The organism is Janibacter melonis, assembly GCF_003721155.3.
Classification (GTDB): Bacteria; Actinomycetota; Actinomycetes; order Actinomycetales; family Dermatophilaceae; genus Marihabitans; species Marihabitans melonis.
This window is the reverse complement of record NZ_CP044548.2, coordinates 47,510-74,311: the sequence shown is the minus strand read 5'-3', so window position 1 is coordinate 74,311 and position 26,802 is coordinate 47,510. Positions and strand designations below refer to the sequence as shown.

Genomic DNA, 26,802 nt, shown 5'->3' with positions numbered 1-26,802 from the left:
GCAGGAGCCCCCGCCGGTCTCGGCGGGGGCTTCTGCGATGTCCGACGAAGGGGTGTCGGGCACACCGGGGTCTCGGCTGGGCGGGGAGGACGCCGGTCACGCGCGAGCCGGCTCCACCGGGCTCTCGATGCTCTCCTCCGCTGCGCGTGCGGCGCGCTGCGGGATGAGCAGGGCGACCCCCGCAGCGAGCGCGGCCGCCGCGGCGCCGAGCAGCAGCCCGACGCGGAAACCGGACTCGCTGGGCAGCGGCACACCCCCGAGGTCGGTCGTCATGTGCGACAGGACGACGCCGATGACCGCGGACGACACGGTGGTGCCGATGGAGCGCATGAGCGTGTTGACGCTGTTCGCCGACGCGGTCTCGGAGATCGGGACCGAGCCCATGATGAGCGCGGGCATGGCGCCGTATGCGAAGCCGACACCGGAGCTCATGAGGCACACGGCGACGAGCAGCCCCCACGTCGAGCCCATGAGCGCGATCGCGCTGAGGTACCCGAGCGAGACGATCAGCGCACCGAGGGCAAGGGTCGTGCGCGGGCCACGGGCGTGCGAGAGCCGGGCGCCGACCGGCGAGACGAGCATCATGACGATGCCGCCCGGGGCCATCCACAGCCCCATCTGGAGCATGTCCTGGCCGAGCCCGTACCCGGTCTGGGTGGGCAGCTGGAGCAGCTGCGGGACGACGAGGCCCTGGGCGTACATCGCGAAGCCGACGACGACCGAGGCGAGGTTGGTGAGCAGCACGACCGGCCGGGCGGTGACCCGCAGGTCGACGAGCGGCTCGGGCGTGCGCAGCTCGTAGGCGCCCCAGACGAGCAGGACGACGATGCCGACCACGAGCGGGACGAGGGTCCGGCCGCTCGCCCAGCCCCAGTCCGCCCCCTTCGTGATCGGCAGCAGCACGCAGATGAGGCCGACGCCCAGGCCCAGCGCGCCGACGACGTCGAAGCGACCGCCCGCGGTCACCCCGGACGCGGGCAGGAAGCGGTGGACGAGGAAGGCCACGACGAGCGCGAGCACCGCCGCGCCCCAGAAGAGACCGCGCCAGCTGCCGTACTCGGCGACGGCCGCGGCTGCCGGCAGGCCGAGCGCTCCGCCGATGCCGAGCGAGGCGCTCATGAGGGCGATCGAGCTGCCCAGCCGCTCCGGCGGCAGCAGGTCGCGCATGACGCTGATGCCGAGCGGGATGAGACCCATCGCGGCCCCCTGGAAGGCACGCCCGACGATCATCGGCACGACGCTCGAGGCGGTGGCGCACACGAGGGACCCGACGACGAGCAGCGCGGTGCACCCGAGCATCACCGGTCGCTTGCCGTAGAGGTCGCCGAGGCGTCCGCTCACCGGCGTGACGACCGCGGCGGCGAGCAGCGTCGCGGTGATGACCCACGTCGCGTCGGTGGCCGTCGTGCCGAGCAGCTGCGGGAGGTCACCGATGAGCGGCACGACGAGGGTCTGCATGAGGGCGGCGACGATGCCGGCGAAGGCGAGGACGGGGACGATCGCGCGCGGCGACGCCGCGGGTGCGGGGAGGGTCTGTGACACGGATGTGTACCGTACATATGATGTGCACGATGCACAAAGCCGGCGGGTGCACCCGCACCCGCACCCGCTCCGACGACGAGGGACGAGGCCATGACGCACGACGGGCGCCACGAGGCGCTGGAGCTCGAGACGATGCTCCTCAGCCGCTACCTCCTGCCCGGACGGCGCCCGCCGAAGCGGGTGCGCCACCTCGAGCGCAGCGCCTACACGCTGCTGCGACGCCTCCAGTCGCAGGGCCCGATGACGATCGCCGAGCTGAGCGAGGCCCTCGACCTCGACGTCTCCACCCTCAACCGGCAGACCGCCGCGATGCTGCGCTGCGGCGACCTCGAGCGCGTGCCCGACCCCGACGGCGGGGTCGCGCGCAAGTTCCGCCCCACGCCGGCCGGCGAGGAGCACCTGCGGCACGACCTCGGCGCGAACGTCGACGGCCTGCGCCGGGTCGTCGGCGACTGGCCCGAGGAGGACCTCGACGACCTCGTCCGGTTGCTGCGCCGCTTCAACGGCGACATCGAGCGCCTCCACGGGCGCCCCTGGCCCCGCGGCTGACGCGGCCCACGCAGGACGGTCTCCCCCGTCAGGACGGCGAAGGGGTGCCCCCTCGCCTCAGGCGAGGGTGAGGAAGAGCTTCTCCATGGCCTCGCGGTCGGCAGGGTCCACGCCCTCGGGCGCCGTGAGGCACTGCTCGAGACCGGTGGCGACGATCGCGAAGCCGGCGCGGTCCAGCGCGCGGCTCGCCGCGGCGAGCTGGGTGACGACGTCCTTGCAGTCGCGCCCCTCCTCGATGAGGCGGATGACCCCGCCGATCTGCCCCTGCGCTCGCCGGAGCCGGTTGATGACCGGACCCATCTCCTCGATGTCCAGCACGACCATGTCAGCCCTCTTCTCTCGTCCGCCTCGCCTGTCGCCAGGCCTGGTCCGGACCGTACCCGCCGGGGACCGGCGGATCGATCTGCGTTTTGACAACTATACCCCCTGGGGTATCTACTCGTCGGCATGACACCGCAGATCGTCACCATCGAGACCCCGAGCCTCGGCGACCGCTCCTACCTCGCCCACGACGGGCAGGTCGCGGTCGTCGTCGACCCGCAGCGCGACATCGACCGCGTGCTCGCCGCCGCCAAGGAGGCGGGTGTGCGCATCACCGACGTCTTCGAGACGCACATCCACAACGACTACGTCACCGGCGGTCTCGCGCTGGCCGAGCAGGTCGGCGCGCGCTACCACGTCAACGCCGAGGACGAGGTCGCCTTCGAGCGCGAGCCGATCGGCGACGGCGACGTCGTCGAGGTCTCGCCGTCGATGCGGGTGCGCGCGATCTCCACACCGGGTCACACCTACACGCACCTCTCCTACGCGCTGGAGTCCGTCGACGAGACCGGTGAGGTCGCCACCGCGGTCTTCACCGGCGGGTCGCTGCTCTTCGGGGCCACCGGCCGGCCCGACCTGCTCGGCGCCGACCACACCCACGACCTGGTGCACCACCAGTACGCGTCCGCGCAGCGCCTCGCGCAGGAGCTGCCCGACCAGACCGAGGTCCTGCCCACCCACGGCTTCGGGTCCTTCTGCTCGGCCGGCTCGACCGGGGGATCCACCGAGTCCACGATCGGGGTGGAGAAGCGGCAGAACCCCGCGCTCACCCAGGACGAGGAGGCCTGGGTGGCGAGCACTCTCGCCGGTCTCGACGCCTACCCGACGTACTACGCCCACATGGCGCCGTCGAACAGCGCCGGTCCGGACGCCCCCGACCTCTCTGCGCCGGAGACGGCCGACAAGGAGACGCTCGCGTCGCGGATCGCGGCGGGCGAGTGGGTCGTCGACCTGCGCACCCGCACCGCCTTCGCCGCCGGTCACGTCGGCGGGACCCTGAACTTCGGCCTCGACGGCCAGCTCGCCACCTACCTCGGCTGGCTCATCCCCTGGGGGACCCCGCTCACCCTGCTCGGCGAGAGCCCGGAGCAGGTCGAGCAGGCGCAGCGAGAGCTCGTCCGGATCGGCATCGACCAGCTCGAGGGCGCGGCCACCGGCACCCCCTCGGACTGGACCGACGAGCCGCTCGGCAGCTTCGAGCGCGCGGTCTTCGCCGACCTCGCCCAGGTGCGCCACCACCGCCCGGTCCAGGTCCTCGACGTGCGCCGCGCGAGCGAGCACGCGGGCGGGCACGTCGACGGTGCGCTGAACATCCCCCTGCACGAGCTCCTCGACCGCCTCGACGAGGTCCCGGCCGGCGAGCTCTGGGTCCACTGCGCGGGCGGCTACCGCGCGTCGGTCGCAGCCTCGGTGCTCGCCGCGCACGGCAGCACCGTCGTCGCGGTCGACGACAGCTTCGACGAGGCCGGGCCCGCCGGGCTGCCTGTCGTCACCAGCTGACCCAGCACCACCCCTCATCCCATCGAAGAAGGAGATCCACCATGTGCCGACAGGCCACCTGCCGTGTGTGCAGCAAGACCACCTGGGCCGGTTGCGGCCAGCACGTCGACCAGGTCATGGCCGGCGTCCCCCGCGCCGACCGCTGCCCCGGCCACGCCGCCGAGGCCAAGACCACCACCCCCGGCGCCGGAGTCCTCTCCCGCCTGCTCGGCCGCGGCTGAGCCCACCCGAGACCCCGTCGGGGGCGTGTCCCCCCTGTCGCGCCTCCGACGCCCCCCCCCTCGACCCCGCCGGGGGCGTGTCCCCCTGTCGCGCCTCCGGCGGCCTCTCCCCCAAGGAGCCACCCCATGCCCCTCGTCGTCATCCCGCTCGGGCTGCTCGTCGGGCTCGCCCTCGGCGCGCTCGGCGGGGGCGGGTCGGTGCTCACCGTGCCCGCGCTGGTCCAGGTGCTCGGCGTCGAGCCGGCCGTCGCGACGACGAGCTCGCTCGTCATCGTCGGCATCACCGCGCTGCTCTCGCTGCCCTCGCACCACCGCGCCGGCCGCGTCCGGGTCGGGCAGGGTCTGACCTTCGGGCTGCTCGGCACCGCCGGCTCGCTCGCCGGGTCGACCGCCGCCCGGTCGGTGCCCCCGGCGGTGCTCATGACCGCCTTCGCGGCGCTCATGGTGCTCGTCGCCACCCTCATGCTGCGCCGCAGCGGACGACCGGCCGGGCAGGCCGACGCCTCCCCCTTCGAGCCGATGATCACCCTGCGCCCGCTCACCTGCGCCTGCCCCCGGGTCCTGCAGCTGCTCGCGGCGGCCACGCTCGTCGGCCTGCTCACGGGCTTCCTCGGCGTGGGCGGGGGCTTCGTCCTCGTGCCGGTGCTCGTGCTCGTCCTCGGCTTCACCATGCCCGTGGCCGTCGGCACCTCGCTGCTCGTCGTCGCCGTCAACAGCGCGACCGCGCTCGCCGCCCGCCTGCACCAGGGCGCCGGCGACCTGCCGTGGGGCGTCGTCCTCGGCTTCTCGGCCGTCGCGGTAGTCGGCAGCGTCCTCGGCAGCCGGGTCGGCGACCGCGTCCCCGCCGGCCGCCTCTCGCAGGCCTTCGCCGTGCTCGTCCTGGTCGTCGCGGCGATCACCGCGGTGCAGCACGTGCCCGACCTCATCGCCTGACCCGCTCCCCCTTCGACCCCTCCTCGGGAAGGACACCCATGACCTCCACCGACACCCGTCCCACCACGCTCGACGCCGCCCAGGTCCGCACCTGGCTCGAGCAGCCCGACGGACCGCGCGTGCTCGACGTGCGCACGCCCGGCGAGTTCGCCGCAGCGCACATCCCCGGCTCGTACAACGTCCCGCTCGACCTCGTCACCGAGCACCGCCGCAAGCTCGCCGAGCAGATCGACGAGGACGTCGTGCTGGTGTGCCGCTCCGGCGCACGCGCCACCCGGGCCGGTGAGGCCCTCTCCTCGACCGGCCTGCCCCACCTGCACGTCCTCGACGGAGGGGTCCAGGCCTGGGAGGCAGCGGGCGGCGACCTCGTGCGCGGCGACGGCACGTGGGACCTCGAGCGTCAGGTCCGCCTCGTCGCCGGCGGCATCGTCCTCACCGGCGTGCTCGCCAGCACCGTGCTCCCCGCCGCGAAGTGGGTCTCCGCCGGGATCGGCGCGGGCCTGACCGGAGCAGCCCTCACCGACACGTGCGCGATGGGCATGATGCTCTCGCGGCTGCCGCACAACCGGCGGCACTCCCCCGAGCTCGAGGACGTCCTCGCGCAGCTGCGGGGCTAGGGGCTCAGGCCTTCGGCAGGCCCTGCAGCAGCTGACGGGCCATGACGACCCGCTGGATCTGATTGGTGCCCTCGTAGATCTGGGTGATCTTCGCGTCGCGCATCATCCGCTCCAGCGGGAAGTCACGGGTGTAGCCCGCCCCGCCGAGGAGCTGGACCGCGTCGGTCGTGACGCGCATCGCCATGTCCGAGGCGTAGGCCTTCGCGGCCGCGCCGAAGAAGGTGAGGTCGGCGTCGCCGCGCTCGGACTTCGCGGCCGCGACGTAGACCATCTGCCGAGCGGCCTCGAGCTCCATCGCCATGTCGGCGAGCATGAACTGGATGCCCTGGAAGTCGGCGACGGCCTTGCCGAACTGCGAGCGCTCCTTGACGTAGGCCAGCGCGTGGTCGAGCGCGCCCTGGGCGATGCCCACGGCCTGCGCGCCGATGGTGATGCGGGTGTGGTCCAGGGTGCGCAGGGCGATCTTCAGCCCCTCGCCCTCGGCGCCGACGATGCGGTCGCCGGGCAGGCGCACGTCGTCGAAGTGCAGCTCACGGGTCGGGCTGCCCTTGATGCCGAGCTTGCGCTCCTTCTCGCCGAAGGTGAAGCCCTCGTCGGACTTCTCCACGACGAAGGCGCTGATGTTGCGCCCGCGCTCGCCGTCGGGGTCGGTGACCGCGAGCACCGTGTAGTACTCCGAGACGCCGGCGTTGGTGATCCACGCCTTGCTGCCCCGCAGCACCCAGTCCTCGCCGTCCTTCGTGGCCCGGCAGCGCATCCCGGCGGTGTCCGAGCCGGCCTCGCGCTCGGAGAGCCCGTAGGAGAAGAAGCCCTCACCGGAGGCCAGCTTGGGCATGTACCGCGCGTTGATCTCCGGCGAGCCGCCGAGGATCACCGGCAGCGACCCGAGCTTGTTGACGGCGGGGATGAGCGAGGAGCTCGCGCAGACCCGGGCGACCTCCTCGATGATGATGCAGACCGCGAGCGCGTCGGCGCCGACGCCGTCGTGCTCCTCGGCGACGTGCGCCGCGTGGAAGTCGGCCGCGACGAGGGCGTCGTGCGCCTCCTGCGGGTAGCGGCTCTCCTCGTCGACGGCAGCGGCGAAGGGGGCGATCTTCGCCTCGGAGACGGCACGCACCGCCTCGCGGAGGGCCTCGTGGTCCTCGCTCGTGCGGAAGAGGTCGAAGTCGGCGTCAGCGCTCACGAGCCCGATGCTACGTCCGGCCGGCGCGAGACCGGCACGCCCCCCGCCCGGAGGTGAGCAATCGCTCACTCACCGGGTCGAAGAAGGAGCGTCACCTCGAGGTGACGCTCCTTCTTCGAACGAGGGCGGGTCGGCTCAGGAGTCGGAGCCGAAGAGGTCGCGGGTGTAGATCTTGTCGTCGACGTCGGCGAGGTCGTCGGTGCGGCGGTTGGCGACGATGACGTCGGACATGGCCTTGAACTCGTCGAGGTCGCGGATGACGCGCGAGCCGTAGAAGGAGTCGTCGGTGAGCTCGGGCTCGAAGACGACGACGTCGACGCCCTTGGCCTTGATCCGCTTCATGATCCCCTGGATCGAGGAGGCGCGGAAGTTGTCCGAGCCGGCCTTCATGATGAGGCGGTGGATGCCCACGACGCGGGGGCTGCGGGCCAGGACGTCCTCGGCGACGAAGTCCTTGCGGGTGCGGTTGGAGTCGACGATCGCCTGCATGAGGTTCTGCGGGACGTCCTGGTAGTTCGCGAGCATCTGCTTGGTGTCCTTGGGCAGGCAGTAGCCGCCGTAGCCGAAGCTCGGGTTGTTGTAGTGCGTGCCGATGCGCGGGTCGTGGCCGACGCCCTCGATGATCTGGCGGGTGTTGAGCCCGTGGGTCGCGGCGAAGGTGTCGAGCTCGTTGAAGTACGCGACGCGCATCGCGAGGTAGGTGTTGGCGAAGAGCTTGATCGCCTCGGCCTCGGTGGAGTCGGTGAGCAGCACCGGGATGTCGCTGTCCTCGGCGGCCTCGACGAGCAGGTCGGCGAAGCGGCGCGCACGGTCGCTGATCTCGCCGACGACGATGCGCGACGGGTGGAGGTTGTCGTACAGGGCCCGGCCCTCGCGCAGGAACTCCGGCGAGAAGATGACGTCGGGGGTGCCCAGGCGCTCGCGCACGCCGGCGGTGAAGCCGACGGGGATCGTGGACTTGATGACCATCGTCGCGCCCGGGGCGTGCTCCATGACGTCGGCGATGACGCCCTCGACGGTGGAGGTGTTGAAGTAGTTGGTCTGCGGGTCGTAGTCCGTGGGCGTGGCGATGACGACGTACTCGGCGCCGGCGTAGGCCTCGGCCTTGTCGAGCGTGAAGCGCAGGTCGAGCTCGCGGTGGGCGAGGAAGTCGACGATCTCGGGGTCCGCGATCGGGCTGCGCCGGTCGTTGAGGGCCTCGACCCGGTCGGGCGCGATGTCGAAGCCGACCACCTCGTTGTGCTGCGCGAGGAGGACGGCCATGGACAGGCCGACGTAACCGGTGCCGACGACGGCGATGCGAGTGCTCACGGGGTCCCTGTCTACCTGGGGGTGCGGACACGGCATTATCACCCGCCCCCCGACCCGCTCCGAAATGGCCCGGCGCGCCCCTCCCCACGACCGGGTCGGAAGGCAGAGACTGACCCGATGAGCCTGACCCATCAGAACGACGACGACCTCATGCGAGAGCTCATGGCCGACCCGGGCATCTGGGTGGTCGTGGGGCTGTCCAACAACACCGAGCGTGACGCCTACCGCGTCGCCCGCTGGCTGAAGTACGAGCTCGGCAAGGGCATCATCCCGGTGCACCCCGACGCCGAGGACGTCGACGGCGACACGGGCTACGCCTCGCTCGCCGACATCCCGGACGGCACCGACGTCAAGGTCGTCGACTGCTTCGTCAACAGCACCGAGGTCGGGTCGGTCGTCGACCAGGCGATCACGCACAAGGACCGGCTGCAGATCGACGCGATCTGGATGCAGCTCGGCGTCGTCGACGCCGCCGCGGCCGACCGCGCCCGCGCCGCCGGTCTCGACGTCGTCATGGACACATGCCCGAAGATCCAGGCCCGTCGGCTGCGCACCATGGGCTCCCACCGCTAGGACACCGGCGGCGAAGGGGGGTCAGCGCTGCGCGCGCAGCGCCTCCCCCTTCGCCCGGGCGGACGCCTCGAGGTCGGCGGCGAAGTCGACGAGCGCCGAGCGCAGCCGCGCCGCCTCCTCGCCCTCGCCCGCCCCGAGGATCCGCGCGGCGAGCAGGCCCGCGTTGCGGGCGCCGCCGACGGCGACGGTCGCGACGGGGATGCCCGCGGGCATCTGGACGATGGAGAGCAGGCTGTCCATGCCGTCGAGGTACTTCAGCGGGACCGGCACGCCGATGACCGGCAGCGGCGTCACCGACGCGAGCATGCCCGGCAGATGAGCCGCTCCCCCGGCGCCGGCGATGATGACGCGCAGCCCGCGCTCGGCGGCCTGCTGCCCGTACTCGATCATCGCAGTCGGCATGCGGTGCGCCGAGACGACGTCGGCCTCATGGGCGACGCCGAGCTCGTCGAGCACCTCGGAGGCGGCCCGCATGACGGGCCAGTCGCTGTCGCTGCCCATGACGACCCCGACGACCGGCTGCTGCTCACTCACGGATGGCTCCTTCGATGTAGTCGGCGGCATGCCGGGCCCGCTCGCGCAGGTCGGCGAGGTCCTCGCCGCTGAGGTTGACGTGCCCGATCTTGCGGCCCGGGCGGACCGCCTTGCCGTAGAGGTGGACCTTGAGCTCGGGGTCGCGGGCCATGACGTGGCGGTAGGTCGGGTAGAGGTCGGCGTCGACGCCCCCGAGCACGTTGGCCATGACCGTCCACCTGGCGCGGGCGCGCGGCGAGCCGAGCGGCAGGTCGAGGACGGCCCGCAGGTGCTGCTCGAACTGCCCCGTCGTCGCGCCGTCCATGCTCCAGTGGCCCGAGTTGTGGGGGCGCATCGCGAGCTCGTTGACGACGACGTGGCCCTCCGCGAGCTCGAAGAGCTCGACGGCGAAGACCCCGGTGACGTCGAGCTCGGCGGCGATGCCGAGCGCGACGTCGCTCGCCCGCTCGGCGAGCTCGGGCGTGAGCCCCGGTGCCGGGGCGAGCACCTCGGTGCAGATGCCCCCGGACTGCACGGTCTCGACGACCGGCCACACGCTGGCCTGGCCGGAGGGCGCGCGGGCGACGAGGACGGCGAGCTCGCGCACGAAGGGGACCCGCTCCTCGACGAGCAGCGGCTCGCCGGCGGCGGCCGCCCGGGCGAGCCACTCCGTGGCGTCCTCGGGCTGGGTCGCGACGAGCACGCCGCGGCCGTCGTAGCCGCCGCGCGGGGTCTTGAGCACGACCGGCCAGCCGTGCTGGTCTGCGAAGGCGAGCAGCCCCCCTTCGTCACGCACCTCCGCCCACGCCGGGCACGGGATGCCGGCCCGAGAGAGGCGCTCGCGCATCGCGAGCTTGTCCTGCGCGTAGCGCAGCGCGGAGGGGCGCGGGTGGAGGGTCGCGCCGTCCGCCTCGAGGGCCGCGAGCACCTCGGCAGGGACCTGCTCGTGGTCGAAGGTCACGACGTCGCAGGACCGGGCGAAGGCCCGGACGGCCTCGAGGTCGGTGTGCTCGCCGACGGGCGCGCTGGGGACGACGAGGGCGGCGCTGTCGTGGGCGTCGGCGGCCAGGACGGACAGCGTCACGCCCAGCTCGACGGCCGGGCCCGCGCACATCCGGGCGAGCTGACCACCACCGATGATGCCGACGACGGGGAAGCCTCCAGGAGCACGGCGCGGTGATGTCACGAATCGCAGAATAACGAGGTCACGCACTAGGCTCCCCCGGTGCCCACCACGCCAGACACCCCGACAGGGGACGCACCGGCGCCGGGCCCTGCCCGCACGGGTCTGCGTGGCTTCGTCGACACGATCTGGCACGAGGTCGCGAAGTTCGGGGTCATCGGCCTCATCTCCTTCGTCATCGACCTCGGCGGGATGAACCTGCTCACGCACACCGTGCTCGAGGAGAAGCCGACGACGGCCCGCATCCTCAGCGGTGTCGCGGCGACGATGTTCGCGTGGTTCGGCAACCGCAGCTGGACCTTCGCCCACCGGCGCAGCCGCCCGGTCGCCCACGAGGTCACCCTCTTCTTCGTCGTCAACGGCATCGCGCTCGTCATCTCGACGCTCACGCTCGTCATCTCGCACTACGTCATGGGCCTCGAGTCGCGCCTCGCCGACAACATCTCGACGATCTTCGGCATCGGCCTCGGCACGCTCTTCCGCTTCTGGGCCTACCGGCGCTTCGTCTTCGCCAACGAGCCGCTCGACGTCGACACCTCTCCCCTGGCGGAGGACGAGCCCGTCAGCGGGTGACGTGCCCGTCTGAGAGGTAGACCTCGAAGACCGCCGGCTGGGTCTGCACGAGCTGGAGGCGACCCCCGTTGCGCTCGGCGAGATCGCGCGCGAGCGCCAGCCCCAGGCCCGTGCCCTGCGAGGTCACCGAGCGCTCGAAGATGTGCGGCGCGATCGCCATCGGGATCCCCCGGCCCTCGTCGCGCGCCTCGACGACGATGCTCGGACCGCTGCGCCGCGGCACGACCGAGACGGTGCCCGCACCGTGCTTGAGGCCGTTCTCGACGAGCGCGCCGATGATCTGGCTGAGGTCGGAGGGACGCACGCGGACCATGAGCCCGCGCTGGCCGGCGACCCGGATGCTGCGCTGCTCCGCGGCGAAGGCGGGCAGGTACTCGCGCTGGATCGAGGCGAGCACCGAGTCCAGCGAGATGACCGGCAGCTCGACCTCGTCGGTGCGTGTGCGGGCCCGCAGGTCCTCGACGACCCCGCCGAGGCGCACCACCTGGGCGATGGCGACCTGAGCCTCCTCGTGCACCTCGTCGACGTCGTCCATGATCGCCAGCTCCTCGAGCCGCATGAGCAGCGCGGTGAGCGGGGTGCGCAGCTGGTGCGCGGCGTCGGCGGTGAAGTCGCGGTCGGTCGCGGTGCGCCGGCTCAGCTCGACGTCGCGCGCGGTGATGACCTGCGCCAGCCGGTCGATCTCCGCGACGTCCGAGCGGGGGGCGGGCGCTCCCCCTTCGCCCAGGGTCCGCACACGCTGCGTGAGCTCGCCGAGTGTCCCGGCGAGCTCCTCGGCGAGGCGCTCGCTCGCCCGACGGGCGAGCATCGCGCTGCCGGCGACGACGAGGGCGACCCAGGCCAGGCCGACGGCGGCCCACCCGGCGAGGTGACCGGGCTCGACCTGCAGGGCCCGCTCGGGGTCGCTCGCGGCGACGAAGAGCGCGGCGACGAGCGGCAGACCCAGCCCGACGGCGAGGACGACGAGGGGCAGCGTCGTCGCGGAGAGGGCGCGGCGCCTCATCAGCCGGCGTCGAAGCGGAAGCCGACCCCCCGCACGGTCGTGATGTACCGGGGGTTGGAGGCGTCGTCACCCAGCTTCCGGCGCAGCACGGAGATGTGCATGTCGAGGGTCTTCGTCGAGCCGAACCACTCGGTCTCCCACACCTCCGCCATGAGGCGGTCGCGGGGCACGACGCGGCCGGACTCGCGCACGAGGACCGAGAGGACCTCGAACTCCTTGACCGTGAGGGCGAGCTCCTCGCCGTGGAACCACGCGCGGCGGGCCTCGGCGTCGATGCGCAGCACGCTCTCGGCGGAGGCCTCCTCGGCGGAGGTGCGGCGCAGCAGGGCGCGCACGCGCGCCATGAGCTCGGCGAGCCGGAAGGGCTTGGTGACGTAGTCGTCGGCGCCGGCGTCGAGCCCCACGACCGTGTCGACCTCGTCGGCCCGGGCGGTGAGGATGAGGACGGGGACCGCCGATCCGCTCGCCCGCACGCGGCGGCACACCTCGAGCCCGTCGAGCGTCGGCAGCCCGAGGTCGAGGATGAGCAGGTCGGGTCCCGAGGCGACGACGGCGTCCAGCGCCTCGCGCCCGTCGACGAACGCGTCGACGTCGTAGCCCTCACGACGCAGAGCACGGGTCAACGGGTCGGCGATGGCTGTGTCGTCCTCGGCCAGCAGCACTCGCGTCATGGGGCCTGAGTGTAGGGGCGGGATCTGCGATCCGCCGACCGGAGCTCTCAGGGGTGCGCGGTGACGTCGATGCGGTCCCGGACACCGGTGACGCGCACGAGCCGGGAGGGGGTCACGGTGCCGATCCCGCGCAGCGAGCGCTGCCGGGTGCGGATCGTCGTGAAGCCGCTGAGGGGGGCGAGCTGGCGGGCGAGGGAGTCGTCGACGAAGACGCCGTTCGAGGGCGCGACGGCGGTCAGCCGGCTCGCGCGGTTGACGGTCGTGCCGAAGACGTCGCCGAGCCGGCTGACGACCGGGCCGTGCGCCATGCCGATGCGCACCTCGGGCAGGAGCGGCTCCTCGGTCATCGCCTCGACGAGGTCGAGGGCGATGGCGGCGGCGGGCGCGGCGTCACCGGTGAGGTACATGACCTCGTCGCCGACGGTCTTGACGACCCGCCCGCCGTGGGCGGTGACGACGTCGCTGGCGAGGATCTCGAAGCGCTGGACCATGTCGGCGAGCTCGCGCTCGGACAGCCGCCGCACGACGGCGGTGAAGTTCACGAGGTCGGCGAAGCCGACGACCCGCGGGACGCCGGTGCCGTCCGCCTCGGGGGCGTCGGCGAGGCTGCGGTTGATCGCCGCGGTGAGCTGGCGGCGCCACACGTAGACGAGGAGCGGCTCGAGCTCGTCGGCGAGCTCGGCCATCCGCACCGCGGTCTCCTCGAGCACCGGCTGCGAGGACGCGAGGTCGTAGGCGGGCCGGTCGTCGCCGCCGAGCTCGGCGACCTCCTCGGCGATCGCCTCGGCGACGAGCTGGGTCTGCCAGATGGCGAGCCGGTCGAGGGTGCGGGCGAGCGCCCTGGCCATCGACAGGGCGAACTCCTCGGGGACCCCGCTGCGCACGAGCTCGGCGACCTGGCGCAGCGCCTCGAGGTCGGCCTCGGTGAACATCGCGTCCTCCTCCCCCACGAGGGGGAAGCCGAGCGCGTGCCAGAACTTGCGGGCGGAGCGGATCGAGACGCCGGCGCCGCGGGAGACCTCGCGGCGTCCCATCGACGCGGGGCGTCCGAGGAGGGCGCGCTCGAGGGCGTCGGGGTTGGGGTCGAGGACCGCGGGCGGGTCGAGACCGGGGTCGGGCTCGGGGTGCGGGTCCGCGCCGGGTGCCGGGGGCCGGGCCTGAGGCATGGCGCTCCCTTCGGGCCTACGACGGTGGTTGGTGACGCAGGTGGTGCACGTCACCCGCGCTCACCGTAGCCGAGCCCTGCGGGCCGGCGACACGGAGCCGACCGTCGTCGTCGACCCCCTCGGCGCGGGCCCGCAGCACGCTCCCGTCGGGCAGGTGGACGTCGACCTCGCGCCCCAGGGTCGCGGAGGCCTCGCGGTAGTCGCGGCGAAGGGAGGTGAGGTCCAGCGGGTCGAGGCGGTCGCGCAGCGCGTCGAGGAGGGCGGGGACGACCTCGTCGCGGGTGGGGGCGGGCCGGCCGGCCGCCCGCGCGAGGAGGCGAAGGGAGGTCGCGGTCGGCACCGGCAGGTCGGCGGCCTCGTGGTCGAGGTTGACGCCGACGCCGACGACGACGCGAGGTCGCTCCCCCTTCGCACTGGGAGGGAGGGCCTCGCAGAGGATCCCGCAGACCTTCTGCTCGGACGGGCCGGCGAGGACGTCGTTGGGCCACTTGAGGGCTGCGTCGAGACCGAGCGAGACGAGGCAGTCGCGCACGGCCAGCCCGGTGGCCAGGGGGACCCAGCCGAGCGCGCCGTCACCCTGGCCGTCGACGTCGACCTCGGCGAGGAGGGAGCAGGCGATGCCGTGGCCCTCGGTGTCGGACCACGCACGGCCGCGGCGACCGCGCCCGGCGCTCTGGCGGCGGGCGACGACCGCCGACCAGACCGGCAGGTCGCGGACCTCGAGGTTGGTCGAGCCCACCTCGTCGACGAGGCGGACCTCGCCCCAGGCGCGCCCCGGGCGCAGTGCGGCGAGGGTCTCACGGACGACAGGTGTGGGCTCCACACGACAAGGCTAGGCTCCGGCCCATGTCCCAGAGCACCGACACCGCAGCGTCCCTCGGCGGCACCGACGTCCCCGCCGACATCGACGTGCACACCACGGCCGGCAAGCTCGCCGACCTCAAGCGTCGTGTGGCCGAGGTGGCCCACGCCGGGTCCGAGCGCGCGGTCGAGAAGCAGCACGCGAAGGGCAAGAAGACGGCACGCGAGCGGATCGCGATGCTCCTCGACGAGGGCACCTTCGTCGAGATGGACAAGTACGCGCGGCACCGCAGCGTCGCCTTCGGGCAGGAGGCCAACCGGCCCTACGGCGACGGCGTCGTCACGGGCTACGGCACGGTCGACGGGCGCACGATCGCGGTCTTCGCGCAGGACTTCACCGTCTTCGGCGGGTCCCTCGGCGAGGTCTTCGGCGAGAAGATCACCAAGGTCATGGACTTCGCGATGAAGGTCGGCTGCCCCGTCGTCGGGCTCAACGACTCCGGCGGCGCGCGCATCCAGGAGGGCGTCGTCTCGCTCGGCCTCTACGGCGAGATCTTCCGCCGCAACGTCCACGCCTCCGGCGTCGTGCCGCAGATCTCGCTCGTCATGGGCCCGTGCGCCGGCGGCGCCGTGTACTCGCCGGCCGTCACCGACTTCACCGTCATGGTCGACCAGACCTCGCACATGTTCATCACCGGCCCCGACGTCATCAAGACGGTCACCGGCGAGGACGTGGAGTTCGAGGACCTCGGCGGTGCCCGCACGCACAACACGAAGTCCGGCGTCGCGCACTACATGGGCAGCGACGAGGAAGACGCCATCGAGTACGTCAAGGCGCTCCTGTCCTACCTGCCGAGCAACAACCTCGAGGACCCGCCCGTGCTCGGGGACGAGCTCGACCTCGAGGTCACCGACCTCGACCGCGAGCTCGACACGATCGTGCCGGACTCGGCGAACATGCCCTACGACATGCACAAGGTCATCGAGGTCGTCCTCGACGACGGCGAGTTCCTCGAGACCCAGCCGCTCTTCGCGCCGAACATCATCTGCGGCTTCGGCCGGGTCGAGGGGCGATCGGTCGGCGTCGTCGCGAACAACCCGATGCAGTTCGCCGGGACCCTCGACATCGACGCGTCCGAGAAGGCCGCGCGCTTCGTGCGCACGTGCGACGCCTTCAACGTGCCGGTGCTGACCTTCGTCGACGTGCCCGGCTTCCTGCCCGGCACCGACCAGGAGTGGGACGGCATCATCCGCCGCGGAGCGAAGCTCATCTACGCGTACGCCGAGGCCACCGTGCCGCTCGTCACCGTCATCACGCGCAAGGCGTACGGCGGCGCGTACGACGTCATGGGCTCCAAGCACCTCGGGGCCGACATCAACCTCGCGTGGCCGACCGCCCAGATCGCGGTCATGGGGGCGCAGGGCGCCGTCAACATCCTCTACCGCAAGCAGCTCGCCGCCGCGCAGGCCGCGGGCGAGGACGTCGACGCGGCCCGCCAGGCCTTCATCACCGAGTACGAGGACGCGCTGGCCAACCCCTACGTCGCGGCCGAGCGCGGGTACGTCGACACCGTCATCACCCCGAGCAACACCCGGCTGAACGTCAGCCGCGCGCTGCGGGCCCTGCGCACCAAGCGCGAGACCCTGCCGGCGAAGAAGCACGGGAACATCCCGCTGTGACGGCCGACGACACCTCTGCGCAGGAGACGTCTGCGCAGGCCGTCGAGATCGTCGGCGACGCGACGCCCGAGCAGGTCGCCGCGCTCGTCGCCGTCCTCTCGGGCCTCGGTGGCGGCGAGGAGGAGCCCGCCCCGGCGAGCACCTCGCGCTGGGCGAGCCGCGAGCGCCTCGTGCGCCGCGACGTCCACGCCGGCCCCGGCGGCTGGCGCGCCTCGGCCTTCCCCCGCTGACCCCCTTCGCCCCCCCCTTCGCGCGTTCGAAGACGCCCCGCACGTCCAGGCGTGCAGGGTGTCTTCGACTCATCTCGGTGCCCGCCCCCGCAGGAGCGCGAGGGCTGCCTCGACCTGGTCGACGAAGGCGTCCGGCTCGAGCCTCATCCCCAGCAGAGGGATCCGCAGGACGACGTCGCCTGACATGCTCACAGAGTTCTGGCGCAGCATGTCCTGGACCGGAGCTAGCCCCTCGAGGTGCTGGCGTCCGTCGACCTCGACCACGAGCCCCTCACGCCAGCGGACGTCGAGGTAGCACCGGCCCCCGGAGCCGGTCACGACGACCTGCCTCTCGGGCTCGGGCAGACGACGTCGGCGGCACAGCGCGGCGAAGTCGAGCTCCCCGAGCGAGTGCGCTCCGTCGACGAGGTCGGCGACGATCGTCGCCACGAAGGCCCGACGCCTCCGGCCCGGGTACTGGTCCAGCGCTGCCTCCAGCTGAGCTCCGGTCACGAGACGCTGCTGGACCGGCACGGCGAGGTAGAGGGCGGCCTGCCGATCGCTCACCGCCCACTGGGCCGCGCGCAGGGCAGCGATCGCCGGCCGGGTGCGCGGGAGACCGGCTCCCGCCGCTTCCCCCTCGACGCGCCTCGACACCTTGTGCACGGCGACGCCGTCCACGCTGGGTGAGCGCTGCAGGCTGTGGACCGAGACATGCACGACCGAGCCGTCGAGCCCGCTCACCCCTGCGGCGCGCAGCGCGCTCACGCCGTCGACGAGGGCACCCCCGCCGACCTCGTGCACCGCGCGCCAGCACGCACCGACGAGCTCCACCTCGGCGCAATGGGTCACCACGCTGTGCCGCCCCCATGCCGCCCACCGGCGGTCACGCACCAAGCGCGCGGTCACCCCTCGCTCGATGCCCAGGCTGCGCAGCTGGTCCCGGCTCAGCACTCCACCATGGTCGAGCGAGAGACGTTCGGCGCGCTCGACACGTCGACGGGTGGTCTCCGAGATCATGCGGCGAGGATGGAGCGGCCGGCCACCGCGCGCGGGTGGCCGCCTCGTGCCTGGGGAGGGCGGCAGTCCGAGACGGCCCCCTGTGGACGACGCAGTCGAAGACGTCGTGCACGCCCGGCCGTGCGCACCGTCTTCGACCCCCGGATACTCTCGCCCCCATGCAGCCCCAGGTCATCTCCGTCAACGTCGGGCGGCCGATGCACCAGCGGGTCCCGAAGGACAAGGCCACCGGCATCGGCAAGGTCCCCGTCGACGTCGTCACCGTGACCGACCCCGGGCGCAAGCGCGTCGAGGACGGGCACGGGGTGTCGGGGGTCGAGGGCGACTTCATCGGCAACGGCCGCCACCACGGCGGGAGCGACCAGGCGGTCTACGCCTTCGCCCGCGAAGAGCTCGACCGGTGGGGCGCAGAGCTCGGCCGCGACCTCGCCCCCGGCCTCTTCGGCGAGAACCTCACGACGCAGGGTCTCGACGTCGACGCCGCCGAGATCGGCGACACGTGGCGGGTCGGCGGCGCGGTGCTCCAGGTCTCCGGGCCCCGGGTGCCGTGCGCGACCTTCGCCGCCCGCATGGAGGAGCGCGGCTGGGTCAAGCGTTTCGCGCAGCGCGGCCGCTCCGGCGCCTACCTGCGCGTGATCGAGCCCGGCGACATCCGCCCCGGCGACACCGTCGTCATCGAGCCGTCCGCCAGCGGCCTCGACGTGCCGACGACGCTGCGGGCGCTCATGGGCGACCCGGACGCCGCTCGACTCGTCCTCGCGACCGGCCTCTTCGAGGGCAGCACCGAGGCGACGACGATGCGGCGGGTCGTGCGCACGAAGGGGTAGCGTCCGCCGCGTGACGTCACCCACCGACACCCCGCGCCAGCGCACCGAGATCGATCGCATCGCCGAGGACTACCTCGACGCCTCCGTCGAGCTGAGCCCGCTCGAGGCGACCTACCTCGGGGTACCGGGACGCGAGGACGCCCTCGACGACCTCTCCCCCGCGGGCCTGGCCGCCCACAGCGAGCTGCGCCGCCGCACCCTCGCCGAGCTCGAGGCCGCCACCCCCGTCGACGACGTCGACCGCGTCACGGTCGAGGCCATGCGCGAGCGGCTCGGCCTGGCCGAGGAGATCCACGCCGCCGGCCTCGACGCGATGGAGCTCAACAACATCGCCTCGCCCATGCAGGCCGTGCGCGACGTCCTCGACCTCATGCCCACCGACACCGAGGAGCAGTGGGCGACGATCAGCCGTCGCATCGCCGCGATCCCGACAGCGCTGTCGCAGTACGCCGAGTCGCTGCGCCACGCCGCCGACCGCGGTCTCGTCGCCTCGCGCCGCCAGGTCGACGTGTGCGCCGAGCAGGCCCGCGAGCTCGCCGCCGACGACTCCTACCTCGGGACCCTGCCGAGCAGCGCCCGGGTCGGCGACGCGGAGCCGAGCGCCCCCCTTCGCTCCGATCTCGAGACCTCGACGGCCGCCGCGCGCCAGGCCTACCTCGACCTCGCCGACGCCCTCGTCGCCCTGCGGGAGCAGGCGCCCGACACCCTCGGCTGCGGCCGCGAGCGCTACGCCCTGCACTCCCGCGCCTTCCTCGGCAGCGAGGTCGACCTCGAGGAGACCTACGCGTGGGGCCAGGAGGAGCTCGCCCGGATCACCGCGCAGATGGAGCAGGTCGCCGAGCAGATCCGCCCGGGCGCCTCGGTCAAGGAGGCGATCGCGATCCTCGAGGAGGATCCCGCGTACCGCCTCGAGGGGACCGACGCCCTGCGCGAGTGGATGCAGGGCAAGGCCGACGAGGCCGTGAGCGCCCTCGCCGGCTCCCACTTCGACATCCCCGAGCCGGTGCGCACCATCGAGTGCCGCATCGCGCCGACGCAGACCGGCGGCATCTACTACACCGGTCCGAGCGACGACTTCGCCCGCCCCGGCCGGATGTGGTGGTCGGTGCCGAAGGGGGTCACGACCTTCGGCACGTGGCGCGAGCTGACGACCGTCTACCACGAGGGCGTCCCGGGCCATCACCTCCAGGTCGGCCAGACGGTCTACCGCCGCGAGCTGCTCAACCGCTGGCGCCGCCTCGCGGCGTGGACCTCCGGGCACGGCGAGGGCTGGGCGCTGTACGCCGAGTGGCTCATGGCCGAGCTCGGCTACATGGACGACCCGGGCAACCGCATGGGCCTGCTCGACGGGCAGAGCCTGCGGGCCGCGCGCGTCGTCATCGACATCGGTGTGCACTGCGGCTTCGAGGCCCCCGCCGAGGTCGGCGGTGGCGAGTGGACCTACGAGAAGGCCTGGACCTTCCTCGACACGCACGCCAACCAGGGCGCCGAGCAGCTGCGCTTCGAGCTCGACCGCTACCTCGGCTGGCCGGGCCAGGCCCCGAGCTACAAGATCGGCGAGCGGCTGTGGATGGAGCTGCGCGACGAGGTCGCCCGCCGCGAGGGCGACGGTTTCGACCTCGCCGCCTTCCACCGTCGCTCGCTCGACATCGGCGGCGTCGGCCTGGACACCCTGCGCCGGGCGGTCCTCCAGGAGCTCTGAGAAAAGCCCTCGGGGACAGGCGGCACCCCAATACCGTGGGCTGACACACGCCACGACCCTGAGGTGCTCCATGCCTGAGCCGCACATGATCCTCGTCCCCTGCGCAGTGCTCATCGCACTGGCCGGGTGCTCGTCGGGCTCCGGCCCACAGGCGACCGCTACCCAGACCGTCATCGTCTCCGAGCGGACCGTGACAGAGACGGCGGCGCCGAGCAGCACGTCGTCTCGGCCCACCACGCCGAGGAGCACATCGGCCTCTCGAAGCACGACGACCACCGCAGTCCCCGCAGCGAACCTGCCGACAGGGGCAGGCGCCTACGCGGACGAGCTGGTCCAGGCGTGGGGCATCGGTGACCGCGCGGGGGCAGACACGTACGCGACGAGCGACACGGTCGCCACGCTCTTCGCGAGCTCGTTACGCGGCGGGGGCGACTGGGTCCGTGGAGCCAGCCTCGTCCAGGACGCCCGGACCCAGGTGAAGTACGAGCGCACCAGCACCGACGAGGTCATCTACCTCGTCGTCGACACCGCGACCGCCGCACGAGGTGACGAGGACGCCGTCGTCGGCCTGAGCTTCGACTGGGAGGGTGCCGACTACTCCGCCGAGGACTACTCGGAGAACTACGTCGCAGCCGGGCTCCCGACGGGCGTCGGGGAGTACTCGGACGGCTTCGTCCGCGCATGGGGCGCGGGTCGCACGACGGACGCCGACACCTACGCGTGGTCCTCGGTCATGGACACCGTGGGGGCGTACGACGGACCGGGCGGCGGCGACTGGGCGCGCACGGGAACAGGACCAGGTGAGGTCACGTCGGCCACGTACAAGAACTCGTCCGGGTGGACCCTGACCCTCTACCTGGACCCGTCCGCCCTCGCCGTCGGGGCGCAGGACGCGATCACCTACGCGGAGTTCACGCACTGACCCGACCACCCCATGACGAAGGGGGACCCCCACGACCTCGTGGGGGTCCCCCTTCGCCGTCCGCGGGGCGCGGGTCGCTCAGAGCCGCCAGCAGCTGCTCGGCTGGTTGAGCCCGGCGAAGCGCGCCTCGAAGAAGAGCATCGACTTCTCCACGTGCGGGAGGAAGCCGCCGAGGTGGGTCGGGGTGATGCCGGCGTTGAAGGTGACGCGGGTGCCCCGGTCGCACCAGTCGCTGCCGAGCTGCTTGCCCCCGGCGTAGGGGATGACGTCGTCGGCGACGGCGTGGTTGATGACGACCGGCGCGTTCGGCGTGCGCCGGCCGATCCGCTGCTCGTCGACGACGCTCGCGAAGGGCTCCCGCCCGAGCAGCTCGGTGAGCGAGGACCCGTCAGCGGTGTACCTGCGGCTGTCCTTGTAGGAGTAGTCGAAGAGGTCGAAGACGCATGCACCCTCGACCTTCGAGGTCAGCGCCACGCCATCGCTGTTGAGGTACGGCTTGGGGTCGATGCCCGCGTCCTGGGCGACGCCCAGGAGCGCGAAGGTCGCGAAGGCGAAGTAGAAGGAGCTGTCGATCTTCGCCCCCACCGAGGCGAGGTCGGCCGTCGGGGCGCCGATCGCCGAGCCCTTGACCGCGAGCTCCGGGGCGTACGTCGCCGCCAGCTCGGCCGCCGAGGCCGCCGCGCCACCGCCCTGCGAGTAGCCCATGAGGCCGACGGGCGTCGAGCTCGTCACGCCGCTGCCCTGGAGGTTGCGCGCGGCGCGCGCCATGTCGAGCACGGCGTGGCCCTGCGCCCCGCGGGCGACGTACGTGTGCGTGCCGGGGGTGCCCAGCCCCTGGTAGTCGGTGATGCCGACCGCGTAGCCGCGACCGATCGTGCGCGTGAGCCCGATGCCCTCGTACTCGACGAGCTCGCCCATCTGGCGCGACGGGGCGCACCGGTCGGCCATCCCCTGGGTGCCGGGGGCGTAGGAGACGAAGGGGCGACGCGACGCCCCGACGTAGGGGGTCTTCGGCACGAAGATCGTGCCCGTCACGGCAATCGGGCGGCCCGCGCTGTCGGTCGAGGAGTACATCACCCGGGTCGCGGTGACGACCGAGCTCGACAGCCGCAGCGGGTCGAGGAGCAGCGGCGCCGGCTCCGAGCGGATGATCGTGCCGGGGGTCGAGGGGATCGTCGCCGGCGGCTCGTAGAAGGCCGGGCGGGCCGGCTCGGGCGTGCCCGTGAGCGTCTGCGCGCCGGCGGTGCCGGGGACGTCCCCGGGTCCGGCGCTCGCCACCGGGGCGGCGACGAGGGCGAGGGCGGCGGCCACGGCGAGCGCGGGCACGGTACGGCGGCGTGTCTTCATCGACGGTCCTCCACGGTGAGGCAGCCCGGTGGTCCGAGCCGGCCCGTTCGACGTTACTGACGGGTCACAAGACCGGCAACCGCTCGAGACGTGTCCCGCGTCATACGGTGCACGCGTGCGCCCCCTCGTCCTCGCCTCCGCCTCACCCGCCCGCCGCGAGCTCCTCGAGCGTGCCGGCGTGCGCCCGACGACCCGGCCGAGCGCGGTCGACGAGGACGCCGTCGAGCGAGCCGCCCGCGCGGCGGACCCCGGGCTGGATGCCGCCGGCCTCGTCGTCGAGCTCGCCCGGGCGAAGGGCGAGCACGTCGCCTCGTCGTGGCCGCGGGACGACGAGGCGCCGGTCGTCGTCGCGTGCGACTCCGTCCTCGAGGTCGGCGGTGCGGTCGTCGGCAAGCCCCACGAGCCGCACGTCGCCGTCGAGCGGTGGCGGCAGATGCGCGGTGGCGAAGGGGTGCTCCACACCGGTCAGTGGGTGCGAGACCTCGCCACCGGCGCGACGACCTCGGCGGCGGCCTCGACGCGGCTGCGCTTCACCGAGCTCTCCGACGACGAGATCGAGGCCTACGTCGCGACGGGCGAGCCGCTCGAGGTGGCGGGCGCCTTCACCATCGACGGGCTCGGCTCCCCCTTCGTCGAGGTGCTCGAGGGCGACCACGGCACGGTCATCGGGCTCAGCCTGCCGCTGCTGCGCCGGATGCTGCTCGAGCTCGGCGTCGGGTGGTTCGAGGTCGTCTCGCACTGACGTCGCCGCGGTCCACCACCACCAACTACTTTCCAAAGACGAAAGTAGTTGTTACTGTGCTTCCCATGGACACCGAGCAGCCGACCCCCACCCCCGAGCAGGCCCGCAGCGCGCTCGCCGAGGCCGAGTCCAACGCCGTCCGCGACCGCCGCGACGTCCAGGTGCACGCCCTGGCGGTCGCGGGCTTCGGCACACTCATCGGGCTCTTCGTCGCCGCCCGAGAGCTCTTCAGCGGCCCGTGGACGGGTCTGCTCACCGCCGCCTACCTCGCCGGGCTCGTCGGCCTGGCCACGTGGCAGACCCGGGCACCGCGCTCGGCGCCGCGCCACAGCAAGCGCACCGGCTACCTCGGTCTCGCCGGCACCCTCGTCATGGTCGTCGTCTCGGTGGGGCTGCTCAACTGGCGCGGCCACGACCGCCAGCCCGAGCTGTGGCTCGTGCTCCTGTCAGCCCTGCTCGTCGCGGCCCCGATGCTGCTGGCGGCCGCCCGCATCTACCGCGCCGCGCGTCGATGAGCGCACCCGGCCGGCACGCCCGCCACCGGCTGGACGAGACGATCCACGCCCCGGTGCGCTTCAGCATCGTCACGACCCTCGCCGGGTCCGACGAGGTCGAGTTCTCCGCCGTGCGCGACACCGTCGAGGTGAGCGACTCGGTCCTCTCGCGCCAGGTGAGCACGCTCGAGGCCGCGGGCTACGTCAAGGTCCGCAAGGGCTACGTCGGCAAGCGTCCCCGCACCTGGCTCTCGCTCACCGCCGCCGGACGACGCGCGCTCACCGCTCACCTCGACGCCCTGCGCGAGATCGCCGGCGGGCGGCCCTGACACGGGTCGAGGGAGGGGCGCGACTCGTGGTCGCCCACCCTCCCTCGGTCAGCCCCGGTCAGACCGGGGGGATCCCCCGGCGCCGCTCGGAGAAGCGGCGGTCTCGCCCGCGCGCGTGCGCGAGCCGCCGGACGATGTCGGCGCGCAGCTGCTCGGGCTCGACGACGTCGTCGATGACGAGGTCGGCGGCGAGCCGCTCGAGGTCGACGTCCTCCAGGTACTCCGCCCGACGGGCCTCGACGAAGGCGTCGCGGGCCTCCACCCCTTCGCTGCTCTCGATCTCGGCGATCTTGTTCGCGTACACCGCGTTGATCGCCGCCTCGGGACCCATGACCGCGATCCGCGCGGTCGGCAGCGCGATCGTCGCGTCGGGCCCGAAGCCCGGGCCGCCCATGGCGTACAGCCCCGCCCCGTACGCCTTGCGCACGACGACGCACAGCTGCGGCACGGTGGCCGACGAGACCGCGGAGACCATCTTCGCGCCGTGCCGGATGATCCCGGCGCGCTCGACCTCGGAGCCGATCATGAAGCCCGGCACGTCGGCGAGGTAGACGAGCGGGATCGAGTACGCATCGCACAGCCAGATGAAGCGGGCCGCCTTGTCGGCGCTGTCGGAGAAGAGGACGCCCCCCTTCGCCATCGAGTTGTTCGCGACGATGCCCACGCTCTCGCCGGCGACGCGACCGATGCCCACGACGAGCTCGGGCGCGAAGAGCGGCTTGACCTCGAAGAAGGAGTCGTCGTCGACGAGCCCGTCGATGACGTCGTGGATGTCGAAGGGCTGGCTCTCGCGCTCGGGGATGTCGGCCGCGGTGAGCGGGCGCGCGGGCTCCTCCGGCTCGTAGGTCGGCAGGTCGGAGCGCCAGCTGAGCGGCAGGTAGGAGAACCACAGCCGGGCCAGCTCGATCGCCTCGGCGTCGTCCTGGACGAGGAGGTCGCCGACGCCGGAGACGGTGCAGTGCATGCGCGCCCCGCCCATCTCCTCGAGCGAGACCCGCTCCCCCACGACCATCTCGGCCATGCGCGGGCTGCCGAGGTACATCGAGGCGTTGCCCTCGACCATGATGACGAGATCGGTGAAGGACGGGATGTACGCGCCGCCGGCCGCGCTCGGCCCGAAGAGGCAGCAGATCTGCGGCACCTTGCCCGACAGCGCGACCTGGTTGTGGAAGATCCGTCCGGCCCCGCGTCGACCGGGGAACATCTCGACCTGGTCGGTGATCCGGGCACCGGCGGAGTCGACGAACCAGAAGACGGGCAGCTCCTCGCGCAGCGCGGTCTCGGTGGCGCGCACGATCTTCTCGACCGTGCGGGCACCCCACGACCCCGCCTTGACCGTGGGGTCGTTGGCGATGACGATCACGGGTCGGCCGTCGACGAGGCCGCGTCCGGTGACGACGCCGTCGGCGGGGAGCCCGCTCGCCAGGGCGTTCGCGTAGCGCCCGTCCTCGACGAAGGTCCCCTCGTCGAGGAGCAGGTCGATCCGGTCGCGGACGTAGAGCTTGCCCTGGTCGTCGAGCTTGGCCCTCGCCCGCTCGGTCGGCGCGGCCGAGGCGGCGTGCGCGGCACGCAGCCGCTCCCGCACCTCGGCGACCTTCGGGTCGGCGGGGTACCCGGGCGAAGGGGGCGTCACGCCGGCAGCCCGAGGTGGCGGGCGATGACCATGCGCTGCACCTCGGAGGTGCCCTCGCCGATCTCGAGGATCTTCGCGTCGCGGTAGAAGCGGGCGACCGGGTACTCCTCCATGAAGCCGTTGCCGCCGAAGACCTGGGTGGCGATCCGGGTCGCGGAGACCGCGGCCTCGGAGGTGTAGAGCTTGGCGATGCTCGCGGCCTTGGCGACCTCGGTGGCCGAGCGACGCCCGCGGTCGTGCTCGTCCTTGAGCCACGCGGCCTTGTAGGTGAGCACCCGTGAGGTCTCGGCCATGAGGGCGAGATCGGCGACCTGGAAGCTCACGCCCTGGTTGGCGCCGATGGGGCGGCCGAAGGCGGTGCGGGTCTTCGCGTACTCGGTCGACAGCTCGAGCATGCGCTGGGTGAGCCCGCAGGCGAGCGCGGAGATCGCGATGCGCCCGTCGTCGAGGGTCTTGAGGAACTGGCGGAAGCCGCGCCCCTCCTCGCCGAGGAGGTTGGCCTCGGGCACCCGGCAGCCGGCGAAGGTCAGGCCGTGCGTGTCGGAGATGTGCCAGCCGAGCTTGTCGTAGGGCGCCTCGACGGTGAAGCCCGGCGTACCGCTCGGCACGAGGATCGCGCTGATCTGGGGGCGGCCGTCCTCACCGGTGCCGGTGCGGGCGGTGACCGTGACGACCGAGGTGATGTCGGTGCCGGAGTTGGTGATGAAGGCCTTCGCCCCGTCGATGACCCAGTCCTCGCCGTCGCGCACAGCGCGCGTACGGGTGCCCCCGGCGTCGGAGCCGGCGTCGGGCTCGGTGAGGCCGAAGCCGGCGAGGGCGCGTCCGGCGACGAGGTCGGGCAGCCAGGTCTGCTTCTGCTCGTCGGTGCCGTACGTGAGGATCGGGTTGATGCCCAGGCCGACGCCCGCCGAGAGGGTGATGCCGATCGACTGGTCGACGCGGCCGAGCTCCTCGATGGCGACGCACAGGGCGGTGAAGTCGCCGACGACCCGGCCGTCGCTCGTCTGCTCGTCGGCGCTGCCGCCGTACTCCGTCGGCACGACGAGGCCGAAGAGCCCCAGCTCGCCCATCCGCGGCACGACCTCGGTCGGGAAGTGGTGGTCACGGTCCCACTGCGCGACGTGCGGCTCGACCTCGCTCTGCGCGAAGTCGCGCACCGCGGCGCGGAAGTCCTCGTGGTCCTGGCTCAGCTCGAACATCGTCGTCCTCACGCTCTCTCTGGGGTCGCCAGTGCTTG

Annotated in this window: 29 protein-coding genes; 15 read left to right on the top strand and 14 right to left on the bottom strand. The window is 72.8% G+C overall.

The genetic code is table 11. The features are described 5' to 3' along the window. Window positions 1-96: 96 nt before the first annotated feature. Complete coding sequence (locus EEW87_RS00355; protein WP_240341622.1) at window positions 97-1,542, bottom strand: MFS transporter; 1,446 nt, start codon at window positions 1,540-1,542, stop codon at window positions 97-99. Between the two features lie 90 nt (window positions 1,543-1,632). On the opposite strand from EEW87_RS00355, the gene EEW87_RS00350 reads away from it, so the two are divergent. Further along, window positions 1,633-2,091, top strand: a complete 459-nt coding sequence (locus EEW87_RS00350; RefSeq protein WP_123091119.1) for a MarR family winged helix-turn-helix transcriptional regulator — start codon at window positions 1,633-1,635, stop codon at window positions 2,089-2,091. A gap of 57 nt (window positions 2,092-2,148) precedes the next feature. Here the strand turns inward: EEW87_RS00350 and EEW87_RS00345 are convergent, their stop codons facing one another. Further along, entirely contained in the window at window positions 2,149-2,415 is a 267-nt protein-coding gene (locus EEW87_RS00345; protein ID WP_123091120.1) for a metal-sensitive transcriptional regulator, read from the bottom strand. 123 nt (window positions 2,416-2,538) lie between these two features. Here EEW87_RS00345 and EEW87_RS00340 point away from each other — a divergent pair, with 123 nt between their 5' ends. From EEW87_RS00340 to EEW87_RS00325, 4 genes are all read left to right on the top strand, one after another. Further along, window positions 2,539-3,912: an MBL fold metallo-hydrolase gene (locus EEW87_RS00340; protein WP_123091121.1), complete on the top strand. Its 1,374-nt coding sequence runs from the start codon at window positions 2,539-2,541 to the stop codon at window positions 3,910-3,912. 41 nt (window positions 3,913-3,953) lie between these two features. Next, window positions 3,954-4,133: a hypothetical protein gene (locus tag EEW87_RS00335; RefSeq protein ID WP_123091122.1), complete on the top strand. Its 180-nt coding sequence runs from the start codon at window positions 3,954-3,956 to the stop codon at window positions 4,131-4,133. 126 nt (window positions 4,134-4,259) lie between these two features. Then, window positions 4,260-5,066 carry a sulfite exporter TauE/SafE family protein gene (locus EEW87_RS00330; protein WP_123091123.1) on the top strand — a complete coding sequence of 269 codons (807 nt, stop codon included), beginning with the start codon at window positions 4,260-4,262 and terminating at the stop codon, window positions 5,064-5,066. 38 nt (window positions 5,067-5,104) lie between these two features. Further along, window positions 5,105-5,683 carry a rhodanese-like domain-containing protein gene (locus EEW87_RS00325; protein ID WP_123091124.1) on the top strand — a complete coding sequence of 193 codons (579 nt, stop codon included), beginning with the start codon at window positions 5,105-5,107 and terminating at the stop codon, window positions 5,681-5,683. A gap of 4 nt (window positions 5,684-5,687) precedes the next feature. Here the strand turns inward: EEW87_RS00325 and EEW87_RS00320 are convergent, their stop codons facing one another. Both EEW87_RS00320 and EEW87_RS00315 read right to left on the bottom strand, forming a co-directional pair. Then, the gene (locus EEW87_RS00320; RefSeq protein ID WP_123091125.1) at window positions 5,688-6,866 is read right to left on the bottom strand and encodes an acyl-CoA dehydrogenase family protein; all 1,179 of its coding nucleotides are present in this window, start codon (window positions 6,864-6,866) and stop codon (window positions 5,688-5,690) included. Window positions 6,867-7,001: 135 nt separating this feature from the next. Continuing rightward, the gene (locus EEW87_RS00315) at window positions 7,002-8,177 is read right to left on the bottom strand and encodes a nucleotide sugar dehydrogenase (RefSeq protein WP_224766862.1); all 1,176 of its coding nucleotides are present in this window, start codon (window positions 8,175-8,177) and stop codon (window positions 7,002-7,004) included. Window positions 8,178-8,294: 117 nt separating this feature from the next. Here EEW87_RS00315 and EEW87_RS00310 point away from each other — a divergent pair, with 117 nt between their 5' ends. Beyond that, window positions 8,295-8,750 (top strand): CoA-binding protein, encoded by a 456-nt coding sequence (locus tag EEW87_RS00310; protein WP_123091127.1) that lies wholly within the window; start codon window positions 8,295-8,297, stop codon window positions 8,748-8,750. Window positions 8,751-8,771: 21 nt separating this feature from the next. Here the strand turns inward: EEW87_RS00310 and purE are convergent, their stop codons facing one another. Both purE and EEW87_RS00300 read right to left on the bottom strand, forming a co-directional pair. Next, entirely contained in the window at window positions 8,772-9,314 is a 543-nt protein-coding gene (gene purE / locus EEW87_RS00305; RefSeq protein ID WP_123091128.1) for a 5-(carboxyamino)imidazole ribonucleotide mutase, read from the bottom strand. Continuing rightward, window positions 9,277-10,449: a 5-(carboxyamino)imidazole ribonucleotide synthase gene (locus tag EEW87_RS00300; protein WP_123091129.1), complete on the bottom strand. Its 1,173-nt coding sequence runs from the start codon at window positions 10,447-10,449 to the stop codon at window positions 9,277-9,279. Before EEW87_RS00300 ends, purE begins: the two co-directional genes overlap by 38 nt. Before the next feature lie 39 nt (window positions 10,450-10,488). Between EEW87_RS00300 and EEW87_RS00295 the strand changes: the two genes are divergently transcribed. Beyond that, window positions 10,489-11,019 (top strand): GtrA family protein, encoded by a 531-nt coding sequence (locus EEW87_RS00295; RefSeq protein WP_123091130.1) that lies wholly within the window; start codon window positions 10,489-10,491, stop codon window positions 11,017-11,019. Here EEW87_RS00295 and EEW87_RS00290 read toward each other — a convergent pair. From EEW87_RS00290 to EEW87_RS00275, 4 genes are read right to left on the bottom strand one after another with little or no spacing between them, the layout of a single operon-like run. Further along, on the bottom strand, window positions 11,009-12,022 hold the full coding sequence (locus EEW87_RS00290) for a sensor histidine kinase (RefSeq protein WP_123091131.1): 1,014 nt from the start codon (window positions 12,020-12,022) through the stop codon (window positions 11,009-11,011). The two genes, EEW87_RS00295 and EEW87_RS00290, sit on opposite strands and share 11 nt — an antisense overlap. Further along, entirely contained in the window at window positions 12,022-12,693 is a 672-nt protein-coding gene (locus EEW87_RS00285; protein WP_068273459.1) for a response regulator transcription factor, read from the bottom strand. The genes EEW87_RS00290 and EEW87_RS00285 overlap by 1 nt, the downstream gene beginning before the upstream one ends. A gap of 47 nt (window positions 12,694-12,740) precedes the next feature. Beyond that, window positions 12,741-13,859 (bottom strand): adenylate/guanylate cyclase domain-containing protein, encoded by a 1,119-nt coding sequence (locus EEW87_RS00280; protein WP_123091132.1) that lies wholly within the window; start codon window positions 13,857-13,859, stop codon window positions 12,741-12,743. A gap of 16 nt (window positions 13,860-13,875) precedes the next feature. After that, entirely contained in the window at window positions 13,876-14,682 is an 807-nt protein-coding gene (locus tag EEW87_RS00275) for a biotin--[acetyl-CoA-carboxylase] ligase (protein ID WP_123091133.1), read from the bottom strand. A 23-nt stretch (window positions 14,683-14,705) separates the two neighbouring features. On the opposite strand from EEW87_RS00275, the gene EEW87_RS00270 reads away from it, so the two are divergent. Together EEW87_RS00270 and EEW87_RS00265 are read left to right on the top strand one after the other, a co-directional pair. Next, on the top strand, window positions 14,706-16,340 hold the full coding sequence (locus tag EEW87_RS00270) for an acyl-CoA carboxylase subunit beta (protein ID WP_123091134.1): 1,635 nt from the start codon (window positions 14,706-14,708) through the stop codon (window positions 16,338-16,340). Beyond that, on the top strand, window positions 16,337-16,570 hold the full coding sequence (locus EEW87_RS00265) for an acyl-CoA carboxylase subunit epsilon (protein WP_123091135.1): 234 nt from the start codon (window positions 16,337-16,339) through the stop codon (window positions 16,568-16,570). The genes EEW87_RS00270 and EEW87_RS00265 overlap by 4 nt, the downstream gene beginning before the upstream one ends. Window positions 16,571-16,639: 69 nt before the next feature. Here the strand turns inward: EEW87_RS00265 and EEW87_RS00260 are convergent, their stop codons facing one another. Continuing rightward, complete coding sequence (locus EEW87_RS00260; protein ID WP_148041526.1) at window positions 16,640-17,569, bottom strand: hypothetical protein; 930 nt, start codon at window positions 17,567-17,569, stop codon at window positions 16,640-16,642. 158 nt (window positions 17,570-17,727) lie between these two features. On the opposite strand from EEW87_RS00260, the gene EEW87_RS00255 reads away from it, so the two are divergent. The 3 genes from EEW87_RS00255 to EEW87_RS00245 all read left to right on the top strand — a co-directional run bounded on the left by EEW87_RS00255 (window position 17,728) and on the right by EEW87_RS00245 (window position 21,020). Continuing rightward, the gene (locus EEW87_RS00255) at window positions 17,728-18,396 is read left to right on the top strand and encodes an MOSC domain-containing protein (protein WP_123091137.1); all 669 of its coding nucleotides are present in this window, start codon (window positions 17,728-17,730) and stop codon (window positions 18,394-18,396) included. A 10-nt stretch (window positions 18,397-18,406) separates the two neighbouring features. Further along, entirely contained in the window at window positions 18,407-20,098 is a 1,692-nt protein-coding gene (locus EEW87_RS00250) for a DUF885 domain-containing protein (RefSeq protein WP_123091138.1), read from the top strand. A gap of 70 nt (window positions 20,099-20,168) precedes the next feature. After that, on the top strand, window positions 20,169-21,020 hold the full coding sequence (locus tag EEW87_RS00245) for a hypothetical protein (protein WP_148041527.1): 852 nt from the start codon (window positions 20,169-20,171) through the stop codon (window positions 21,018-21,020). 78 nt (window positions 21,021-21,098) lie between these two features. Here EEW87_RS00245 and EEW87_RS00240 read toward each other — a convergent pair whose 3' ends face one another. Beyond that, window positions 21,099-22,367, bottom strand: coding sequence for a lipase family protein (locus EEW87_RS00240; RefSeq protein WP_123091140.1), 1,269 nt, complete (start codon window positions 22,365-22,367; stop codon window positions 21,099-21,101). Window positions 22,368-22,482: 115 nt separating this feature from the next. On the opposite strand from EEW87_RS00240, the gene EEW87_RS00235 reads away from it, so the two are divergent. The 3 genes from EEW87_RS00235 (at window position 22,483) to EEW87_RS00225 (ending at window position 23,932) form a co-directional block, all read left to right on the top strand. Further along, window positions 22,483-23,109 carry a Maf family protein gene (locus EEW87_RS00235; RefSeq protein WP_123091141.1) on the top strand — a complete coding sequence of 209 codons (627 nt, stop codon included), beginning with the start codon at window positions 22,483-22,485 and terminating at the stop codon, window positions 23,107-23,109. Between the two features lie 65 nt (window positions 23,110-23,174). Continuing rightward, on the top strand, window positions 23,175-23,624 hold the full coding sequence (locus EEW87_RS00230) for a hypothetical protein (RefSeq protein ID WP_123091142.1): 450 nt from the start codon (window positions 23,175-23,177) through the stop codon (window positions 23,622-23,624). Beyond that, window positions 23,621-23,932 carry a winged helix-turn-helix domain-containing protein gene (locus EEW87_RS00225; protein WP_068273435.1) on the top strand — a complete coding sequence of 104 codons (312 nt, stop codon included), beginning with the start codon at window positions 23,621-23,623 and terminating at the stop codon, window positions 23,930-23,932. Before EEW87_RS00230 ends, EEW87_RS00225 begins: the two co-directional genes overlap by 4 nt. A 58-nt stretch (window positions 23,933-23,990) precedes the next feature. Here EEW87_RS00225 and EEW87_RS00220 read toward each other — a convergent pair whose 3' ends face one another. Both EEW87_RS00220 and EEW87_RS00215 read right to left on the bottom strand, forming a co-directional pair. Then, on the bottom strand, window positions 23,991-25,565 hold the full coding sequence (locus EEW87_RS00220) for an acyl-CoA carboxylase subunit beta (RefSeq protein ID WP_123091143.1): 1,575 nt from the start codon (window positions 25,563-25,565) through the stop codon (window positions 23,991-23,993). Continuing rightward, window positions 25,562-26,764: an acyl-CoA dehydrogenase family protein gene (locus EEW87_RS00215; RefSeq protein WP_123091144.1), complete on the bottom strand. Its 1,203-nt coding sequence runs from the start codon at window positions 26,762-26,764 to the stop codon at window positions 25,562-25,564. Before EEW87_RS00215 ends, EEW87_RS00220 begins: the two co-directional genes overlap by 4 nt. Window positions 26,765-26,802: the final 38 nt, after the last annotated feature.

What these genes read in the sequence shown, in the direction of transcription:
- EEW87_RS00350 (WP_123091119.1), top strand. Translation starts at nt 1,633, where the DNA reads ATGACGCACGACGGGCGCCACGAGGCGCTGGAGCTCGAGACGATGCTC.
- EEW87_RS00345 (WP_123091120.1), bottom strand. Translation starts at nt 2,415, where the DNA reads ATGGTCGTGCTGGACATCGAGGAGATGGGTCCGGTCATCAACCGGCTC.
- EEW87_RS00340 (WP_123091121.1), top strand. Translation starts at nt 2,539, where the DNA reads ATGACACCGCAGATCGTCACCATCGAGACCCCGAGCCTCGGCGACCGC.
- EEW87_RS00335 (WP_123091122.1), top strand. Translation starts at nt 3,954, where the DNA reads ATGTGCCGACAGGCCACCTGCCGTGTGTGCAGCAAGACCACCTGGGCC.
- EEW87_RS00330 (WP_123091123.1), top strand. Translation starts at nt 4,260, where the DNA reads ATGCCCCTCGTCGTCATCCCGCTCGGGCTGCTCGTCGGGCTCGCCCTC.
- EEW87_RS00325 (WP_123091124.1), top strand. Translation starts at nt 5,105, where the DNA reads ATGACCTCCACCGACACCCGTCCCACCACGCTCGACGCCGCCCAGGTC.
- EEW87_RS00310 (WP_123091127.1), top strand. Translation starts at nt 8,295, where the DNA reads ATGAGCCTGACCCATCAGAACGACGACGACCTCATGCGAGAGCTCATG.
- purE (WP_123091128.1), bottom strand. Translation starts at nt 9,314, where the DNA reads ATGCCGCCGACTACATCGAAGGAGCCATCCGTGAGTGAGCAGCAGCCG.
- EEW87_RS00290 (WP_123091131.1), bottom strand. Translation starts at nt 12,022, where the DNA reads ATGAGGCGCCGCGCCCTCTCCGCGACGACGCTGCCCCTCGTCGTCCTC.
- EEW87_RS00285 (WP_068273459.1), bottom strand. Translation starts at nt 12,693, where the DNA reads ATGACGCGAGTGCTGCTGGCCGAGGACGACACAGCCATCGCCGACCCG.
- EEW87_RS00280 (WP_123091132.1), bottom strand. Translation starts at nt 13,859, where the DNA reads ATGCCTCAGGCCCGGCCCCCGGCACCCGGCGCGGACCCGCACCCCGAG.
- EEW87_RS00270 (WP_123091134.1), top strand. Translation starts at nt 14,706, where the DNA reads ATGTCCCAGAGCACCGACACCGCAGCGTCCCTCGGCGGCACCGACGTC.
- EEW87_RS00260 (WP_148041526.1), bottom strand. Translation starts at nt 17,569, where the DNA reads ATGATCTCGGAGACCACCCGTCGACGTGTCGAGCGCGCCGAACGTCTC.
- EEW87_RS00255 (WP_123091137.1), top strand. Translation starts at nt 17,728, where the DNA reads ATGCAGCCCCAGGTCATCTCCGTCAACGTCGGGCGGCCGATGCACCAG.
- EEW87_RS00245 (WP_148041527.1), top strand. Translation starts at nt 20,169, where the DNA reads ATGCCTGAGCCGCACATGATCCTCGTCCCCTGCGCAGTGCTCATCGCA.
- EEW87_RS00240 (WP_123091140.1), bottom strand. Translation starts at nt 22,367, where the DNA reads ATGAAGACACGCCGCCGTACCGTGCCCGCGCTCGCCGTGGCCGCCGCC.
- EEW87_RS00230 (WP_123091142.1), top strand. Translation starts at nt 23,175, where the DNA reads ATGGACACCGAGCAGCCGACCCCCACCCCCGAGCAGGCCCGCAGCGCG.
- EEW87_RS00225 (WP_068273435.1), top strand. Translation starts at nt 23,621, where the DNA reads ATGAGCGCACCCGGCCGGCACGCCCGCCACCGGCTGGACGAGACGATC.
- EEW87_RS00215 (WP_123091144.1), bottom strand. Translation starts at nt 26,764, where the DNA reads ATGTTCGAGCTGAGCCAGGACCACGAGGACTTCCGCGCCGCGGTGCGC.